Raw genomic sequence first — 19,042 nt, forward strand, 5'->3', positions numbered from 1 at the left:
ATTGTCATAGTGTCTCTCCTTCCTAAATAACATTCAAACTAAAATATGTCTTCATCGGAAATAGAATGCTATCTCAATAGTAAGATATTACTTCAAGTGGGCGAAGTGTCAACACTATACAATTAAGTCGTTTGAGCTAAACTGTCATATCTCATCTATTCCTTACGAACCATCAATATTAGATACTCCACATGTATCGAGTACGTGAATACTTTAAGCTCCTTCCTGCAAACTCAGCGTTGCCGATGCGATATCCAGTTCAATTCTCTGCTTTATCACTAGCGATGATATGGTTCACCTCAGTTAATCTTAAACTAAACTGCCCGCCAGCTTAATGAATTAGAGCAGTGACAAGTAGTTAAATACTTATCTAATCGGTAATCAGATCATTTCCTTTTCGGCAATCGGTACAAGTTCTGGTCTCGAACCAAGGACAAGAACTTTAAAGCTAAAGTATGATCAAATCCTGTGAAATAGGGTAGAATTGTTTTAGTTGCTTTTCCGCAAGAAACCTCTGCACTAATTTAAACATAGTTATTGGAGCCAAATATGACTCCTGCACAAACGAGCCTTAGTTACCGAAGGCTCGTTTTTTGATGCATCATTGTAAAATATCTTTCCAATTCTAATTCAAAGCTTTTTCTTCTTACATCTTTCAACAACAACATTTTACTGCTCTGTTTAATAATTTGTTTAACTTACGCTTACATCGCCGTGAGGCGGTTTTACATACACAAAAAAGGAACTAACGTTTCTATTAGTAGGAAGCTGGAGGTATCGGTTAATGTACACCGATCCGTTCACTCAACAACAAAAAGAGAAATCTGAGGCTGGTTTTCGAACTAAACCAGAGGCTGAACTGGCTGCTGCTGAATTTTTAAGGCAGCTCAAACAAGGGTTCGAACAATCCGACATTCCTTTGGTAGATTACATTCGAAATTGGATAAATAACTACAAAAAAGGAGTTGTACGAAAGAATACAATCAAACTACATGAAAACAACTTAAACACCCATATTAAACCTTATTTTAAGCGTCTGATGCTCAAAGATTTAAAACCAGATATGTATCAGGTCTTTTTGGACTCTCTGTTTAAAAAGGGACTCAGTAAACGTACGGTCGAGATCATCAACTCTACTGTATACTCAGCCACGGAGCATGCATTGATTCAAGGGAAGATATTACGCAATCCATGTAAAGGTTCAATTATTAAAGGAGAGCACAAAAAGAAGACGATCCAATTCATTGATTCTGAAGACATTCCCAAATTCCTTCACACGGCCCGAGGGTATGGGTACATTTATTGGATTTTCTTCAAATTTCTTATTGAAACGGGTTTACGAAAAGGTGAAGCTGCCGCTCTCAGGTGGTCGGATATCAATTTCAAAGAAAAGACGATCCGCGTGGATGAAACACTCGATTTTCAAGCCGGAGACGAGGACGAACTTTTCGGAGATACAAAAACCGGAAATTCTACCCGCACCATTAGTGTAAGTAACGGAATCATAAATGATTTGAGGTATCATGCTTCATGGCAGAATCAAAATAAGATCAATTTAGGGGAGTCCATGTACAGACACGATTTAGATCTCGTCTTGTGCAGGAATGATGGTAGTCCGATGCCTAAATCCAGTCTTTTTATGCTTCGAAGAGAATTTGAGAAAAGCGGGTTTAAGTGAGGATTTAACAATTCATTCTTTGAGACATACTTGTGCTGTGCTGTTACTTGAGGCTGAAGCTGATATGAAATTTGTAAAAGAGCAACTGGGCCACGGCAGCATTCAAATTAAGTCGGATGTATATGCCCACATTTCTTCTAAAATCCAGAAAAACAACATGGATAAGTTCGAAGTATTTACTAAAGGTATTCTTCAAGATTAAATTTTTGTGGGCATTTTGTGGGCACTCTCGTTTTATTTGAATTCATAATGTTTTGCCCACAAAAAGAAAAACCCCTCACGCCATGTGGCGCAAGGGATTCGGGGATTAGTACAACGTGATATATTGATCGCGTTCCCATTGGTGGACTTGTGTTCTATACATATCCCACTCAATTTCTTTCAGCTCATAGAAGTGAGCCAAGGCGTGGTCGCCGAGAGCATCACAGATGACTTCGCTGCGGATCAATTCATTCAATGCTTCTTTCAGGTCAGCTGGCAAGCTTGGAATGCCTTCTTCCACACGCTCTTCTTCTGACATGATGTAGATGTTACGGTCAATTGGAGTTGGTAAGGAAAGCTCACGTTTGATTCCGTCCAGACCTGCTTTTAACAGAACAGACAAAGCCAGGTAAGGGTTAGCAGCCGGATCCGGGTTACGAACCTCAACACGTGTACTCAGACCACGGGAAGCTGGAATACGAATCATTGGGCTACGGTTACTAGCAGACCATGCTACATAACAAGGTGCTTCATAACCTGGTACAAGACGTTTGTATGAGTTCACAGTTGGGTTAGTAATTGCTGCAAACGCACGTGCGTGCTTCAGAGTTCCAGCCATGAAGTGACGAGCAGTTTTGCTCAGACCCAACTCGTCCGACTCATCAACAAATGCGTTCTCATTGCCTTTGAACAAGGATTGGTTACAGTGCATACCGGATCCGTTCATACCAAACAGCGGTTTCGGCATGAATGTAGCATGTAAACCATGCTGACGTGCAATCGTTTTAACAACGAGTTTGAACGTTTGGATCTGGTCAGCAGCTTTCAGAGCATCAGCATATTTAAAGTCAATCTCATGCTGACCTGGAGCTACCTCATGGTGGGAAGCTTCGATCTCAAAGCCCATTTCTTCAAGTGTGATAACGATGTCACGACGACAGTTTTCACCAAGATCCGTAGGCGCAAGATCGAAATAACCACCTTGGTCATTCAGTTCGTTAGTTGGGTTTCCTTTTTCGTCTGTTTTGAACAAGAAGAACTCGGGTTCAGGACCAACGTTAAAGGAAGTGAATCCCATATCTTGGGCTTCCTTCAGGTTTCGTTTCAAGATGCCACGTGGATCTCCTGGGAACGGATTACCATCCGGAAGATATACGTCGCAAATCAGACGTGCAACACGGTTCTCTGCAACCCATGGGAAAATAAGCCAAGAATCTAGATCTGGATAGAGGTACATGTCGGACTCTTCAATACGTACATAACCTTCAATGGAAGATCCATCGAACATCATTTTGTTATCCAGAGCCTTAGTCAACTGACTCACAGGAATCTCAACGTTTTTGATAGCTCCAAGCAAATCAGTAAATTGCAATCGAATGAATCGTACGTTTTCTTCTTTCGAAATGCGGAGAATGTCTTCTTTTGTATAACTCACTATAACCTCTCCCTTTCTTATCTGCGTATTTGGCTTGCCTGTTATATTTGTACATTAGAAAGTTCCACGGGTCAAGGAGTCTCACACGAAAAGTGCATGTTTTCCCCTCACTCGCCAAGTTATGCGAATTTAGTTTTTATTAAAGAATCGGGAAAGCTCTCCCTGAATGAGAGATACTTGTCCTGGTCTCTTACCTGATACAAGCTGCTGCTTCAGCAAGCGATGCAACTGCGTATCGGACAGCTCTCTGCGTTTAACTTCAGTATCTGGCGTGATAACTGTAGCTTCCTCGGATTCTTTTGAAACAGGATTCATCACTTGTTTGATGCCCGCGATGTTAACTCCTTTTTCAATCAAAGCCTTGATCTCTAACAATCTCTCTACGTCATTAAAAGAGAATAACCGTTGATTACCTGACGTTCTCGCAGGAACGATCAAGCTGTGCTGCTCATAGTAACGAATCTGACGTGCAGATAGATCCGTAAGTTTCATTACAATACCAATTGGGAATAAGGCCATATTTCTGCGGATTTCATCACCCATGTTCATCAACCTTCCAGTCATCTATTCTTCACCCTATTGTACATTTAGTTATTACCAAGTGTCAATGACGTGTTAGATAAACTCACAATAATTTACGATCTTTCATAGTCTGTAACGCCATCAAAACGCCATATTTGACATGAGAGTACGTTAATCCGCCTTGCATATACCCGATATACGGCTCCCGAATAGGCGCGTCGGCTGATAATTCCAGACTTCCACCCTGGATGAACGTACCTGCCGCCATAATGACAGGGTGCTCATAACCAGGCATATCCCACGGTTCAGGAACCACATGGCTATCCACAGCTGCTGCACGCTGAATCCCCTGTACGAAGGCGATCAGATGCTCGGCAGAGCTAAGCTTAACAGCCTGGATCAGATCTGTGCGAGCTTCATTCCAGGCGGGTTTGGTTACAAATCCGGATTCAGCAAACATCGCAGCAGCAAACGTACTTCCTTTGATAGCTTGTCCTACAATTGTCGGTGCCATGTAAAGTCCTTGGTAGATGCCACGTGTTGTCCCCAGCATGGCTCCAACCTCTCCCCCAATTCCAGGGGCTGTTAGACGATAAGCTGCCAGCTGTACGTATTGTTCCTTCCCACATATGTATCCACCGGTTTCCGCAATGCCTCCACCAGGATTCTTGATCAGTGATCCGGCCATCAGATCAACTCCAACTTCTGTCGGTTCACGTTCCTCTGTGAATTCACCGTAACAATTATCTACGAATACGATGACATCCTCCTTCAGCGCTTTAACACGCGTAACCATGTCAGCAATCTCAGCAACACAGAAGGATGAGCGCCAGTCATAACCACGTGAACGTTGAATCCCAATGACTTTTGTAGCCGGTGTAATGCTTTTTTCAACTGCTGCCCAATCCACTCCACCTTCATCAGCTAAGGCCGTCTCACGGTAACCGATGCCAAAATCGCGTAATGAACCTGTACCATCACCGGGTTCGCCAATAACTTTATGCAATGTGTCGTAAGGCTTACCCGTGATGTACAATAATTCGTCACCTGGACGCAAAACTCCAAAGAGAGCTGTACTAATCGTATGAGTACCTGAAGCAAAATGAGGACGCACCAACGCGGCTTCCGCGCCGAAAACATCAGCATATACTTCATCAAGCACTTCACGGCCACGATCGTTATAGGCATAACCTGTTGAACCTGCAAAGTGAAAATCACTTACTTTTCGCTGTTGGAAAGCATTAATCACCTTCCATTGATTGTGATCTGTGATCCGATCAATCTGTTGCAGTTGTCCTTCAATCTGACGCTCCACTTGACGTTGAAGTTCAGATATTTCTGAATCAAAGCTTACCATCTTACTTCATTCCCCTTCATAGCACGAATCTGACGTCGAATATCCATTATCGTGTAACTTATCACATCAATATGTCATGAATATTACAATTCAATGAATTCTTCAAGCATATAACCAAATTTCTCATATTCACCTTTTTGCAATTCAACTTCATAAATGACATCATTCTCTTCAAAGCTGGTCTCCACTACATCACCAATTTTATAGAGTACTGACGTAAGATCACCACGTTCTGCCGGAATACGGAAGCGCTTCGTATCACCTGTCAGCTCTGTCTGAATGAATTCACGGATTTTAAGCAGATCCTCCGAGTCTAATGCGCTTACTTTAATATGGTCTTTATCCAATGGAAGCATCTCAAGCTGCTCTGGTGTGCACGCATCTTTTTTGTTATACAGGACTAACTGCGGCTTGTCCCCTGAACCAAGTTCTTGCAGAATCGTATTAACCGTCCGCATCTGATCTTCACGCATAGCTGATGAGGCGTCCACAACATGCAGGATCAGATCTGCCTCATTCACTTCCTCCAACGTTGCACGGAATGCTGCAATCAGATCATGCGGTAGATTTTGAATAAATCCAACCGTGTCGGTAAGTACGATTTCTTTTCCACTCGGAAGTTCCATCGTACGTGATGTAGGATCCAATGTAGCGAATAGCTGATCTTGAATATACACATCTGCAGCCGTCAACTGCTTAAGCAAAGTTGATTTGCCAGCATTGGTATAACCAACAAGGGCTACCTGGACAATACCTGTTTTTTTACGGCGTTCACGATGCAACTTACGATGACGTGTCAATTCTTCCAGATGACGTTTCAGATCATCGATACGACCACGAATGTGACGGCGGTCTGTCTCCAGTTTGCTTTCACCTGGGCCTCTTGTTCCGATTCCGCCCCCGAGTCTGGACAGGTTCTTGCCATGACCCGACAACCGTGGCAGCAAATAGCTATGTTGAGCCAATTCCACTTGAATGATACCTTCTCTAGTATTGGCCCGTTGTGCAAAGATGTCCAAAATCAATTGGGTACGATCAATAATTTTGAGATCGAGGGTTTCTTCCAGATTACGAACCTGTGCACCTGACAATTCCTGATCAAAAATAGCCGTAGTTGCTCCGAGCTCCTCCGCGATTGCACGGAGTTCTTCCACCTTACCTTTACCAATGAACCATTTGGTATCACGTTTTTCCCTGTTCTGAGAAAGTACACTTAGCACTTCCACTCCAGCTGTCTCAGCAAGTTTCACCAGTTCCTCTAAAGAGTACTCAGGGTTAATACCTGTACGTTTTACATCATCCGTAACAAGACTCACCAAGACGGCGCGATCTTTTTTGACCGTATCTGTATCATGTGTACCATTTGTCATGTATATGTTCACTCCCTCTAATTACTAAATTAATCCATTGATATACATTGCCACGAATATGCCATGGCATGCCTTAAGCCGAACCGGTTGGCCCGGCCGGCTGGTGTAAAAACTATATTATCGCTTACTTTCGCTCAAAGTTCAAATCCTCTGTTCGGATTGTCATCAGCTCCAGTTTTCCTGGACTGCCTTCCGAGTATTGTTCCAACAAACGAACCGCCTGATGCCTGATCGAACGCTCAATGGCATTACGAACGTATCTGGCGTTACTGAACGCATGCAGCGAATCATTTTTTTCCTGAAGCAAATGTTGTTTTAGCTTGAGTATGGTCTGCGGCATTAGAATATAGTCACGCTCTTTGGCCATAATCTCAGAGATTTGAATCAACTGATCAATGCTATAGTCTGGAAACTCCACTTGAATGGGAAAGCGGGAAGGTAATCCGGGATTGGTCTGAAGAAAAAAATCAATCTCATCTGAATAACCAGCCAATATGAGAATAAACTGATTTTTGTTATCTTCCATTGATTTTACAAGCGTATCAATAGCTTCCTTGCCAAAATCCTTCTCTCCCCCGCGGGCCAAACTGTAAGCTTCATCAATGAACAATATCCCACCGAGTGCCTTCTTAACCAGATCTCTTGTTTTCTGCGCCGTGTGACCGATATATTCTCCAACCAGATCTGCACGCTCTACTTCAATAAGATGACCTTTACTCAACACACCCATCTTCTGAAAGAGTTTGGCAACGATCCTCGCCACGGTGGTCTTACCGGTTCCCGGATTACCTTTGAAGATCATATGATACACGTGCGCACCACTAATTAAGCCTGCTTCGGTACGCATCTGAGCAATCTGTAGGAAAGCATAGATCTCAAACACCAAGTCTTTGATATTTTCAAGTCCAACCAGTTGCTCCAATTCACCCTGTATCTCCTGGAAGTGAGCATGTTTGGTTATACTCTTGGCTGCCTGTACTGCCGCTGCTTCATCTTTGACCAACATCTGAGGTTCCTGGTTACGCAACACAATATTAATTTGTCTGGATGGTCTGCCTCCTGGTTGCTCTCCTGCAGCCATGACCCGTCCGTTCATTCGCCATCACCTCTATTTTATCGGGCTGAACTCTCCTGATTATTAATGTATTCTATCAGGTGCTCCAATATTAGAAGGATCATGAAGAATTCTACGGAAATTAGATGTCTCAAATCTGAATGTTTTTTCGAAACTCTCCGTTCTCAAACAAACTCGGCCTATGCTTCAGTGATAACTGAAAGTATGGGAATACATGTGCATCAATGGCATGCAGCAGTTCCTTAGCCGTCTTGTTAGCCAAGTCATAATCACCCGTTGTAATATGCTTCCGTGACAGTGCGTCTTCAAGCTCATCTTCATCCAGCAAAAATACTTCTCCATCTTTCAGTACAACGACATCCAGATACAGGTCATCAAACCAAGGAACACCCTGATCGGTTATCCCCTGACTACGACATGTATCAATGTACCACTCTACAATCCGTTCCTGATCGTCAAACATCGCCGTAACAACAAAGTGCTCTCCCTTCGGATAGTATTGCAGCCAGGAATAACCTTTATCTGCGATACAGAAGGTACTGCCTCCATAAGTTTTCCACAGAGGTTCTTTCAAATCCTGTATGGTGTACAACGTAATATAACCTGTGAAAATTTTGGATTGAACGAACCGGCATGTGAATTGTCGGTTCGTAATCCGGCGCCAGTTCGCGCGATCCCCGAATTTCCGTTTCATACGAACCCCTCTTTGCCGACTACAGGTCCGTGACCTGCTCTGATGTTATTGGTGAACAATGTAATAACGTCCGCCTGATGGATTCCAGCGCTCTGGGCCCGCCCTTGCACAACGTATTACGAATAGTTACAGCTTACCATATTTAAGGTTTACACTCAAAATCAAGCTTTGTCACACCTATTCATCAAATCAGCTTCCATTACAGTTGGTTCTGTATAACACAAAAAAACTGCTTCACCGGTTTCCCGGGAAGCAGTTTTTTCAATGTAGCTATAATGTAGCTATTTAGTGATTCATTGGCTTAGCCGCCGGTTCCAGCTTGGGAATCTGCAGGTGCATCTGTCCCTCCAGTATCCCCACTTGTTCCGCTGTCCGGAGTTACAACCTCGCCTGGCGTTGTTACGGCCCCATCATCGGGACCTTCACCATTTCCGCCAGGATCTGTTGTGCCCTGACCAGGTGGGGTCGTATTGCCTTCCCCAGGTTGACCGTTTCCGCCGTTATTACCACCGTTGCCATTGTTTCCGTTATTACCATTACCATTTCCGTTGTTGCCATTTTCATTTCCATTACCGTTATTACCGTTCGAGTTGCCATTATCCGGTGAACCATTGTCCGGATTCTCCGTACCTGGCTGCTCAGGATCTATCTCTGTTCCAGGGTCTATACCAGGATCAGGTTCCTCCGGCGGCACTTCCTGCGCTTCAATCATCAAGGAGATGGTGTTGGAAGGATCCGTCTCAAGTCCTGATGCCAAGTCGTAAGCTGTCACATAGTACTCATAGGTTAGACCAGGCAACGCACTTAAATCTTGTGCATTGGTCGCTCCTATTGCATCAATGAGATGAGTGAACTGGGCTTCAGATGTTTCTTTCCGATAAATCCGATATTGCGTACTCGCGTCACCCGTTCCAGTCCAACTCAGGGAGACGGTTTGTGCATTTGGATCGTATGATCCACTCAGCCCACTAACGGACAGAGCCGGCTTTTCCGGTTCTTCTACTGGCGGAGGTGCCTGCCCTCCAGCTGGTGCTTTGAATTGCTTCACTGGAACACCTTTTAATGCATCTCCCATGACTTTGGCAAAGAAAGCTGCTGACAGCTTACTGCTGTTCTTAAGCATATGATTAGCATCCGGATTGTCATAGCCCATCCAGACTGCGGCAGTCCATTCCGGGGTGTATCCAACAAACCATACATCACGGTTGGCACTGTTGCCAGAGATACCACTTTGAACAGTTCCTGTTTTACCCGCTACCGGACGATCCAGACGCGCTGAACGTCCCGTACCGTCATTAACAACGTTCTGTAGCATCTGTGTAAGCTGATACGCATTTTGCTCACTCATGACACGCGTTGTGTCCGAGTTATCGTGTTTGTACGTGGTTTTGCCTGCGCTATCCTTAATTTCCTTAATCGAATAGGCTTGACGGTATTCTCCGAGGTTGGCAAATGCACTATAGGCTTGCGCCATTTCCAGTGTATTTGTACCTTTACTTAGGCCACCGAGGGCAATCGCCAAGTTTTTGTCTTCATCTGTCAGCTGTATGCCTACACTCTTGGCAAAATTAATGCCTGTGTTAACGCCTATTTTATCAAGCAACCAAACCGCAGGAATATTCTCCGACTTCGTAATGGCTTCCGTCATACTGATCGTTGAAGAATATCCATGCAAGTTACCAGGACAGTAGTTACCAAAACATTGCTTCGCATTACTCAGCGACGAATTGGCACTGTAATTTCCTGATTCAAGCGCAGGTGCATAAGACACAATCGGTTTAAAAGCTGAACCTGGTTGTCTTCGACTCTGCGTTACACGGCTATAACCTTTAGTCTGATAATCCCGTCCACCCAGGAGGGCAACGAGACTGCCATTCTCGTGGTTCATGATAACCATGGAGCCTTGGACCTGTTGATCATCTTTGCTTGCCTCGAACAGACTATCATCCGTGAAGGCAGTTTCCATGGCTGTTTGAGCCTGAGCATCCATGGTTGTATAGATTTTGTATCCACCGATATTCAGATCATCTTCCGTTTTGCCTGTTACACGTTCAGCTTCACGGAGCACATAATCAATAAAGGCTTGATATTTCTGATCTTTTTCTGGTCGCTTGTAGTTATAATCTACCTCTTTAGCTTTATCCATCTCTTCCTTCGTGATGTAGCCTTGTTCATACATTAGCTGGAGTACAACACCACGACGTGCCTTGGAATCGTTCGGATTGCTCACCGGATTGTAGGCAGAAGGCCCCTTGGGCATCGCGGCGAGTGTGGCAATTTCCCACAATTCAAGATTATTCAGATCTTTTTTTCCAAAATAAAATTCAGATGCCGCTTTAATCCCGTAACGCTGATGACCGAAGAAAATCCGGTTCAGGTACATCGTCAGGATTTCGTCTTTTGTGTACTTGCGCTCTAATGCCATGGCAATCGATACTTCCGTTGCTTTACGGAAGAACGTTTTGTCACGGGATAAGAACATGTTCTTGGCAAGCTGTTGGGTTAGTGTACTACCACCTTCCACCATGGAACGAGCCATGACGTCCTTAACCGCCGCACGCCCAATGGACCAGATATCCACACCTTGGTGATCATAGAAGCGTTTATCCTCCGTCGCAACAAAGGCTTGCTTCACCAGCTCAGGAATATCGTCTTCTTTGACGGGGTCCAGCTTCTGAATGGATAGCTCCCCCATTAATTGGCCATTGCGATCATATACTTTTGAAGTTTCATTAATTGTGGTTTTGTCCTTATTGGCTTTGAGCAGATTTTCACCACTCACCATAATAAATAAATATCCGCCTAGTGCACAGAATATGGCGATTGCCATTGTGAAAAATAGTGTCCATCCAACGCGTTTACCCGTAATTTTTTTCTTTTTAGAGGTCTTTGGCTTCGCTTTTTTGGGTGACTTATTATTGTTGTTGCGATTGTTAGACCTCGACAACGGATCGTTTGGCATGTTACCTCCTGACTCCCTTTCGGTTGCATAATTTCTAATCGTCTGTAGGCTCAGGCATATATTAAACATATTTTGCCCGGAATGAAAAGAACAACCCTTTATTCAGGTTGCTCTGTTTCAATACCTATACTTGTAGACGAAATGGTTGGTGAAAAGGTTTCGTAATTTTTTTAAGCTTCGCCGCTGTTATCTTGCTGCATCAGCGATACGCTGCGTTGCGGCGTGAACGTGGAGATGGCATGCTTGTAGACCATTTGCTGGCGTCCGTCGCTGTCAATGACGATCGTAAAATTGTCAAATGCCTTGATCGTCCCGCGGATTTGGAAGCCGTTGGTCAGATAGACCGTAGCAGGAATATTTTCTTTCCGCAGTTGGTTCAAGAACGTATCTTGGATGTTGATGGACTTGTTCATTAGCCGTACCCCCATTGGTTCATTTGAATTCGTGTTCAGTTAATATTCAATATCGCTGAGTAGCTTTCGTGCTATTATATCATGAACAGTTTCATATAATCCACAAAAACCCCTTGTCTGCTATTTTACCCCCATTCTTAGCGAGGTGAACAAATAGAAGACTTATCCATTATACACCGCTTGTCTGTTTTGCAAAAGAGGGACAAATTCTTCATTTTAAAGCACATTTATTCGTTGTTTGCTGAATACTTAATCTCTACCATCTGTTCTAGTGATAAATAAAAACCTCTATCCTTTTGATGACCAGAAGGTAGAGGTTTACATATCTTGATCTAATCGATGCCTGTCAGAAGAATACTAACAATCGCTCAAATCAATCAAATTTTTGTGTAATCAATTCACTAATCTGCTTGTATTTCCCTTCAAAATCTTGGGTATCCGTCATGTCCACCCATTCAATATCCTTCATATGGCGGAACCAGGAAAGCTGGCGTTTGGCAAACCGACGCGTATCCCTCTTCAACCACTCAACCGCAGCTTCCCAACTCACTTCCCCTTGCAGGAACGCTGCAATCTCCTTATATCCCAACCCTTGCATGGAAATATGACCTCTGTCCACTCCGCGTTCCAACAAGGATTTCACCTCATCTACCAGACCTTGTTCGATCATCAGATCAATCCGCTCTTCTACCCGGGCGTACAACTTCTGCCGATCCATTGTCAAACCAACAATAAGAAGGTCATAAGGCGACTCTTTCTTCTGTACTGCCAGCTGATCAGACCACTTCTCTCCAGTGAGGTGATGGATCTCAAGCGCACGTACAATTCGCCGCTGGTCATTCGGATGCAAACGATCCGCACTAACGGGATCAACTTCCCTCAGTCGATCATGAAGGGCCTGAGCTCCATTTAGCTCAGCATAGCTGAATTGTTGCTCCCTGAACGCTTCGTCCGAACCACTATCGGAAAACTGAAAGCCGTAACATACCGATTCCACATACAGACCGGTGCCACCAACAATAAAAGGCATTTTACCGCGTTCATGGATTTCACTAATCAATCGAGTACAACTCTCCTGAAACTCGGCCACAGAATACGGATACTCCGGTTCATGGATATCAATGAGATGATGAGGTACACCCTTCATTTCTTCAGAGGTAATCTTGGCTGTTCCGATATCCATTTCACGATATACCTGCATCGAATCGCCTGAGATAATCTCACAATTGAAAGCTTGTGCAAGCTCAATGCTCATTCTTGTTTTACCTACTGCTGTTGGTCCAACCAACACAAGCAGTTTAGGTTTTGGTTTAACTTCCACTTTCAACATTAATCACTCCGTACAGGGTTTTTGCATTCGCCCGATCAAGTATTTCAAATCCGAGCCTGTCAAACTCCGCGCTGCCGCGCTTTTCTTTCATGACTACACGTTTACGGGCAACCCGTTTCGCTTCCATAATGCTCTGTTCATCCAGCGCGTGAGCATTTGCATAATCTCGCAAGGGCTGTATAGCACTTGAATCCATCATTGGCTCACGGAACATGGGGTCAAAATATACGGTGTCACAGCTTCGATCCGGCATGGAACGCAGCAACTCAAGATGATTTGCATGATGCAGCTCAATACGCCGGAAAGCTTCATTTACCGCTGGCTTGATCGTCTCATATTGAGACATCCCCTCCACTAATAGTGTATATAGCGGAAGAGAACTCTCACATGCAATCACCCGTCCACTTTTGCCCACTGCAACCGAGAACACCAGTGCATCCGTGCCCAGTCCGGCTGTACAATCGATGATGGTATCCCCTTCATTCACCGCCCCCGCCTCCAGCAGTGGATCAGGTTCTCCTCGCAATATACGTTTGGCACGAACAAATCCCATGCTGGGGTGGAACTCCAGCAACGGTGAATCCTTCCGAAATAGACGCACTTTACCCTGGAGTACAACCAGAACCTCCTCCGCCTCATAGTGTTCAATCATCATGGGCAGAGACATTTTATTACGGCGCACGTAAGTACCCCCTGTTGTTTCAGCAAGGTTTCGGGCCCGCTCCACAAGTAAAGCCGCTTCCTTTTCACCGGTTGTAATATACATAGATTCCTCCTAAATAGCTACATAACACGTTTGAACAATTTTTCCAGATCATATATTGAAAATGAAATCACAATCGGGCGCCCATGTGGACAAGTGTAGGGCTGACGACATGAACCCAGACGCTGAATTAGCACTTCTGCTTCCTGATCCGTCAGCTTTTGGTTCGCTTTGATGGACGCCTTGCAGGAGCACATGATCGATGCAGCTTCTCGCATCTTGGCGACATCTATGCTGCGTTCACTCAACACCCACTCGGACATTTCTTCGATAATGTCTTTCTCGTCCCCTTTGGGGAACCAGAATGGATGGGAGCGCACACGGAACGTCTGTCCACCGAAATGCTCCAAATATACACCCGCCTGTTCGAACCAGGCCAGCCTTGTTTTCAGCTTTTCCGTCTCTGAAGGTGTAAACTCCAGCGTAATAGGCAGCAGTAACTCTTGTGAGGCCTGGGCAGGGTTACCAAATTTCTCGTAATAGTACTCATAATTTACGCGTTCATGAGCAGCATGTTGATCAATTAAGTACAAACCTTGGTCATTTTGCGCGATCAAATACGTACCATGATGCTGTCCGATCAGACTCAGCTCCGGAAATTCAGGCATGGATGCATCTGATTTAATGGCAGCAGCAAGTTTAGTGGCATCAGGCAGACCTGAGGTTTTCCACGTCCGTTCACCTCTTGCAATCGAAGACGGGTTGTAGGTTGACCGAGCTTCCCTAACCGGTGAATTTACGGATTCGGAGCGATACGTAGCTGGTTTACCTTCAGCCAACGGTTTTTCTGTTGCTCCACGATCCCCACCATCTTGAGAAGAGAGGTCAGATTTGGGAACAGTTTCGGTAGAACTTGTACTTGTACTTGAACTTGTACTTACATCCTTAGTGCCTTCTTGCACGTTAACGGATGTCTGCCCCCCGTCATGACTAGCAACCTTCTGCAAAATATCCCCGTTCCAACTTTCTAACTGCACAGGGGGGTGTGTAATCTCAGGTGGAGCTTCGGGCAAAGGCACCGACTGCCCCTGTTCAGATACTGACTCTCCTGTGGTCACATCAGCCGGAGCATCCAAATCCAGATCATCATCTTCGGTAGCCAACTTCAGCGGTTCAGCAGTAGGTTTCCCGAGTGGACCTTGTTGACCATATCCTTCTGCATCAGATGCATCTTTCAGCGGACCACGTGGAAAGAGGAATTGCTCCTGAATAAAGGAGCTATCGTCCCCACGTCGAATCTGCTGTTTTTTGACCTGTGGAATCAATACCTCCTGCCGGAGTATCCCCCGCAACGTCGTCTCTATAAATTCATACAGTTCTGGTTCCTTGCTGAAGCGAACCTCCAACTTGGCCGGATGCACGTTCACATCCACAAGAGAGGGGTGCATCTCCAACTGCACCACGACAAGTGGGAAGCGATTAATGGGCAGCAAGGTATGGTAAGCTTTGAGAATCGCCTGATTGAGACCGTAATTGCGAACAAATCGCCCATTAACAATCGTTGACATACCATTACGATTCGCTCGTGTCCATTCTGGCAGGCTGATCAGCCCGCTCACCCGGTAATCCAGACTTTCACCCTGGATGGGAAGCATCGCTTTCGCTGCACTTGTCCCATAGATCGCTGCAACCACTTGCAGCAGATCGCCGTTGCCCAACGTCTGAAGCAACACATTCTCATTATGGCGCAGTCGGAACGAAATGTTTGGGTGAGACATCGCCATCCGGTATAGGACATCTGAAATATGTCCCAGTTCCGTCTGGATCGTTTTCATATATTTGAGTCTGGCTGGTGTATTGTAAAATAGTTCTCTCACTGCAAAATCTGTACCTTGGGGTGAGGTTGCATCTTCATGAGAGACAAGGTTCCCGCCTTCAATCGCGATGCGGCGCCCCCGCCCGTCATTACCACTTGCCGATAATACCTCTACCTTGGACACGGCGGCAATACTCGCCAAGGCTTCGCCACGGAATCCAAGACTTGTGATCTGAAACAGATCTCGGCCATGGGCTATTTTGCTGGTCGCATGACGATAAAAGGCGGTTTCCATGTCCTCTGGCTCAATACCTGTACCATTGTCTTTGACACGAATACTGAGGAGGCCCCCCTCTTCCACCGTCACTTCAATCTTGGTGGCGCCTGCATCCACCGAGTTTTCGAGCAACTCTTTGACAACTGAAGCAGGCCGTTCGACCACTTCACCCGCCGCGATCTGGTTGGCAATATGTTCATCAAGCACATGTATTTTCGCCACAGGTTTTCCCCTCCCTTATACTCAGGATAATTGCTGTGCCTTCAATTTGAGATCATTCAATATCTGCATCGCCTGAAGAGGCGTCATATTCATGACATCGATATCTTTCATCGTACGGATGAATTCTCGCGCTGGTTTATCCACCGCAACTACATCCGGTTTCGTTGCCATACTTGGCTCATCATCCCCAAAGATGGACAGTTGAACCACATCCGATTGGCTTGCGCTAGACTGTACTTTGCTGCTGTTTGATTTCTTGGCATGTTGCTTCCCAACCGAATCTTCAATAGAAACTGTGTGATCTGTACTTTCCACATTCTCATGCTCCCGAATCAACGGTGCTGAATCCGTGTGCTGGAATTCTCCACCTTTTAATTTCAAGCCTTCTTCCTGCTTCTCGTTTCCGATATATTCACTGCCCACAGCTACTTGCGCGGCCGCATGTTCGAACCCATGCAATAGTCCATTCGCCCGCTCAATAATGCTATCAGGCAGACCTGCAAGGCGTGCACAATAGATACCATAACTGCTGCTGGCTGCCCCGGCAATCAATTTGCGCAGGAAATTAACTTTGTCACCGCTCTCTTGTACCGCCATGGAGTAGTTGGCCAGCTTATCCAGACTCTCCTCCAGATGAGCAAGTTCATGGAAATGAGTTGATACAAGAGCTTTACAGCCAATAATATCATGTACATATTCAATAACAGACTGAGCAATCGCCATACCTTCACTGGTCGACGTTCCCCGTCCCAATTCATCTATAATAATCAGACTACGTGGTGTGGCTTTGTCCGTCATGACCTGAATGTCGGCCATCTCCACCATGAATGTGCTTTGTCCGCCAATGAGATCATCCGCGGCACCGATCCGTGTGAAAATGCGATCCATGATCGGCACCTCTGCCTGACCGGCAGGTACAAAACAACCCACTTGCGCCAAAATGGAGATTAAAGCAACCTGTCGCATATACGTACTCTTACCAGCCATATTCGGACCGGTAATCAGCAGAATACGTGCCTCTTCCTTGGTCATTGCCGTGTAATTGGCAATAAATGCGCCATCTCGCATGACCGCCTCAACGACCGGATGGCGTCCTTCTTCCACAACCAGATCATAACCGTCGGTCAACGTAGGACGTACAAAGTTTCGCTCAGCACTGATCACCGCAAAAGATTGATACACATCAATTTCCGCTACCTGTTCAGCCAGCTTCTGCAATCTTGCAATCTCTTTGTTCAGCCGCTCGCGCAGCTCTGCGAACAGCCCATACTCAATATCAACCATTTTGTCCTGAGCTTCGAGAATCAGCGTCTCTTTTTCCTTCAACTCCGGCGTAATGTAACGTTCTGCATTGGCAAGTGTCTGTTTACGTTCATAACGTCCCTCTGGCAGCGAGGACAGATTGGACTTGGTGATCTCGATATAATAACCAAACACTTTGTTATATCCAATCTTCAGCGATCGAATGCCTGTCGCCTCACGCTCTCGCGCTTCCAGCTCCGCAATCCACTGCTTCCCGTTAACCGAAGCCTCACGCAATTCATCCAGACGTTCATGATACCCTTCACGAATCAGACCTCCGTCCCTTACCGATACCGGCGGCTCGTCCACAATGGCTTGCCCGATAGCTTCACGCAGATCATTGCAATCATCCATCGTTTCGGCAATATGCTGCAATGTTGCGGAAGATGATCCTGCGCAATGTTGACGAAGTCCTGGGATTTTCTCCAGCGATGATTTGAGCGCATTCAGGTCACGACCATTGGCATTACCAAACGCAATCCGGCCTACCAAACGCTCCAGATCATAGATGTCTTTGAGTTCTGTCCGCAGGTCCTCACGCAATATAAACTGGTTGTACAGCGTATCCACTGCTTCAAGACGCTCATTAATCTTCCCTTTTTGCAACAATGGCTTATCGACCCAGCGACGCAGCATTCTTGCACCCATGGACGTCTCGGTTCGATCAAGTAACCAAAGTAATGAACCTTTTTTGGAGCGTTCACGCACAGTTTCCACCAATTCCAGGTTCCGGCGGGTAAACGGGTCCAAGATCATGTAATGATCGGGCTCATACGTTGAGATTTGAGTTAACTGCCCCAGAGAACGTTTCTGTGTCTCACTCAGATAAGAGAAAAGACGTGCAATGCACGCTTGACGTTCAGGCTCTAATCTTGCCCAGACAGCCTCGCCAAACTGCTGACGGACCAGATCTTCCTTATTCTTTGTCCACGACGTGTAGACCACAGGGCGACCGATTGGAGACGCCTCGGCTTCTACCGTTTCAAGCAGCGCTGCATCCCCCACCAGCTCCGATGGTTCGTAGATGCCGATTTCATCCTTGAGCCATTCCTTGGAATAGGGCACCGATGTCACATACAACTCACCCGTTGACAGATCACAGGCCGCCAGCGCCAGCGTATTTTGATTACCTGTAAGGCACACCATGTAGTTGTTGGATTTGTCCCCCAACGTTTTGCCTTCCATCACCGTTCCGGGTGTAACCACACGTACAATTTCACGTCGTACCATGCCTTTGGTTACACTTGCATCTTCCATCTGTTCGCATATCGCAACTTTATAGCCTTTTTCAATCAGACGCTGTATGTAATTGTCAGCCGAATGATAAGGTACACCACACATCGGAATTTTATCATCCGTGCCTCCGTTGCGTGCGGTCAGCGTGATCTCAAGTTCACGGGAAGCATTAATCGCATCCTCGAAGAACAGTTCATAGAAGTCACCCAGTCTAAAAAATAGAAAAGCATCTTGTGCTTCGGCCTTCACTTGCAAATATTGTTGAATCATTGGCGTATACTGAGCCATGATGAATATCCTCCATCCCGTTCCTATAATGTCAGGAAGAAACGCGTCCTGGAAGGACAATAAGACGGTCAGGCACTGTGTTTGCGCCTCCGCCTTATGTGTTGGCTAATCGCCACTTCCTTCAAAGGTTGCTGCTCCATATCTTCCGTAGTAGCTTATTA

The 19,042-nt window shown here is 45.6% G+C and carries 12 protein-coding genes and 1 pseudogene; 1 reads left to right on the top strand and 12 read right to left on the bottom strand.

The features are described 5' to 3' along the window. Nucleotides 1–784: 784 nt before the first annotated feature. Nucleotides 785–1,880: pseudogene (locus BS614_RS21430) on the top strand (tyrosine-type recombinase/integrase). Nucleotides 1,881–1,985: 105 nt separating this feature from the next. Here BS614_RS21430 and glnA read toward each other — a convergent pair. The 12 genes from glnA to mutS all read right to left on the bottom strand — a co-directional run bounded on the left by glnA (nucleotide 1,986) and on the right by mutS (nucleotide 18,881). Beyond that, entirely contained in the window at nucleotides 1,986–3,314 is a 1,329-nt protein-coding gene (glnA, locus tag BS614_RS21435; RefSeq protein ID WP_036613569.1) for a type I glutamate--ammonia ligase, read from the bottom strand. Between the two features lie 129 nt (nucleotides 3,315–3,443). Then, nucleotides 3,444–3,857: a MerR family transcriptional regulator gene (locus tag BS614_RS21440; RefSeq protein WP_017687924.1), complete on the bottom strand. Its 414-nt coding sequence runs from the start codon at nucleotides 3,855–3,857 to the stop codon at nucleotides 3,444–3,446. 82 nt (nucleotides 3,858–3,939) lie between these two features. Continuing rightward, nucleotides 3,940–5,193: a methionine gamma-lyase family protein gene (locus BS614_RS21445; protein WP_074095500.1), complete on the bottom strand. Its 1,254-nt coding sequence runs from the start codon at nucleotides 5,191–5,193 to the stop codon at nucleotides 3,940–3,942. Between the two features lie 83 nt (nucleotides 5,194–5,276). After that, the gene (hflX, locus tag BS614_RS21450; RefSeq protein ID WP_074095501.1) at nucleotides 5,277–6,563 is read right to left on the bottom strand and encodes a GTPase HflX; all 1,287 of its coding nucleotides are present in this window, start codon (nucleotides 6,561–6,563) and stop codon (nucleotides 5,277–5,279) included. A 124-nt stretch (nucleotides 6,564–6,687) separates the two neighbouring features. Further along, complete coding sequence (locus BS614_RS21455) at nucleotides 6,688–7,659, bottom strand: AAA family ATPase (RefSeq protein WP_074095502.1); 972 nt, start codon at nucleotides 7,657–7,659, stop codon at nucleotides 6,688–6,690. Nucleotides 7,660–7,768: 109 nt separating this feature from the next. Next, on the bottom strand, nucleotides 7,769–8,332 hold the full coding sequence (locus BS614_RS21460) for a ribonuclease FAU-1 family protein (RefSeq protein ID WP_036672757.1): 564 nt from the start codon (nucleotides 8,330–8,332) through the stop codon (nucleotides 7,769–7,771). Nucleotides 8,333–8,633: 301 nt separating this feature from the next. Next, nucleotides 8,634–11,294 carry a PBP1A family penicillin-binding protein gene (locus BS614_RS21465; protein WP_074095503.1) on the bottom strand — a complete coding sequence of 887 codons (2,661 nt, stop codon included), beginning with the start codon at nucleotides 11,292–11,294 and terminating at the stop codon, nucleotides 8,634–8,636. 170 nt (nucleotides 11,295–11,464) lie between these two features. Further along, nucleotides 11,465–11,707: an RNA chaperone Hfq gene (gene hfq, locus BS614_RS21470; protein WP_017687918.1), complete on the bottom strand. Its 243-nt coding sequence runs from the start codon at nucleotides 11,705–11,707 to the stop codon at nucleotides 11,465–11,467. A gap of 373 nt (nucleotides 11,708–12,080) precedes the next feature. Next, nucleotides 12,081–13,037 (bottom strand): tRNA (adenosine(37)-N6)-dimethylallyltransferase MiaA, encoded by a 957-nt coding sequence (gene miaA / locus BS614_RS21475; protein WP_074095504.1) that lies wholly within the window; start codon nucleotides 13,035–13,037, stop codon nucleotides 12,081–12,083. After that, nucleotides 13,018–13,803, bottom strand: coding sequence for a class I SAM-dependent methyltransferase (locus BS614_RS21480; RefSeq protein WP_036672760.1), 786 nt, complete (start codon nucleotides 13,801–13,803; stop codon nucleotides 13,018–13,020). The genes miaA and BS614_RS21480 overlap by 20 nt, the downstream gene beginning before the upstream one ends. Nucleotides 13,804–13,820: 17 nt before the next feature. Continuing rightward, the gene (mutL, locus tag BS614_RS21485) at nucleotides 13,821–16,055 is read right to left on the bottom strand and encodes a DNA mismatch repair endonuclease MutL (protein ID WP_074095505.1); all 2,235 of its coding nucleotides are present in this window, start codon (nucleotides 16,053–16,055) and stop codon (nucleotides 13,821–13,823) included. Nucleotides 16,056–16,076: 21 nt separating this feature from the next. After that, nucleotides 16,077–18,881: a DNA mismatch repair protein MutS gene (mutS, locus tag BS614_RS21490; protein WP_157116160.1), complete on the bottom strand. Its 2,805-nt coding sequence runs from the start codon at nucleotides 18,879–18,881 to the stop codon at nucleotides 16,077–16,079. Nucleotides 18,882–19,042: the final 161 nt, after the last annotated feature.

It is taken from the genome of Paenibacillus xylanexedens (genome assembly GCF_001908275.1).
In the GTDB taxonomy this organism is placed as follows: Bacteria; Bacillota; Bacilli; order Paenibacillales; family Paenibacillaceae; genus Paenibacillus; species Paenibacillus xylanexedens_A.

Excerpts from the sequence above, each read along its gene's own strand:
- BS614_RS21465 (WP_074095503.1), bottom strand. The coding sequence starts at position 11,294 with ATGCCAAACGATCCGTTGTCGAGGTCTAACAATCGCAACAACAATAAT.
- BS614_RS21480 (WP_036672760.1), bottom strand. The coding sequence starts at position 13,803 with ATGTATATTACAACCGGTGAAAAGGAAGCGGCTTTACTTGTGGAGCGG.
- miaA (WP_074095504.1), bottom strand. The coding sequence starts at position 13,037 with ATGTTGAAAGTGGAAGTTAAACCAAAACCTAAACTGCTTGTGTTGGTT.
- BS614_RS21455 (WP_074095502.1), bottom strand. The coding sequence starts at position 7,659 with ATGAACGGACGGGTCATGGCTGCAGGAGAGCAACCAGGAGGCAGACCA.
- BS614_RS21440 (WP_017687924.1), bottom strand. The coding sequence starts at position 3,857 with ATGGGTGATGAAATCCGCAGAAATATGGCCTTATTCCCAATTGGTATT.
- BS614_RS21445 (WP_074095500.1), bottom strand. The coding sequence starts at position 5,193 with ATGGTAAGCTTTGATTCAGAAATATCTGAACTTCAACGTCAAGTGGAG.
- BS614_RS21460 (WP_036672757.1), bottom strand. The coding sequence starts at position 8,332 with ATGAAACGGAAATTCGGGGATCGCGCGAACTGGCGCCGGATTACGAAC.
- mutS (WP_157116160.1), bottom strand. The coding sequence starts at position 18,881 with ATGGCTCAGTATACGCCAATGATTCAACAATATTTGCAAGTGAAGGCC.
- hflX (WP_074095501.1), bottom strand. The coding sequence starts at position 6,563 with ATGACAAATGGTACACATGATACAGATACGGTCAAAAAAGATCGCGCC.
- hfq (WP_017687918.1), bottom strand. The coding sequence starts at position 11,707 with ATGAACAAGTCCATCAACATCCAAGATACGTTCTTGAACCAACTGCGG.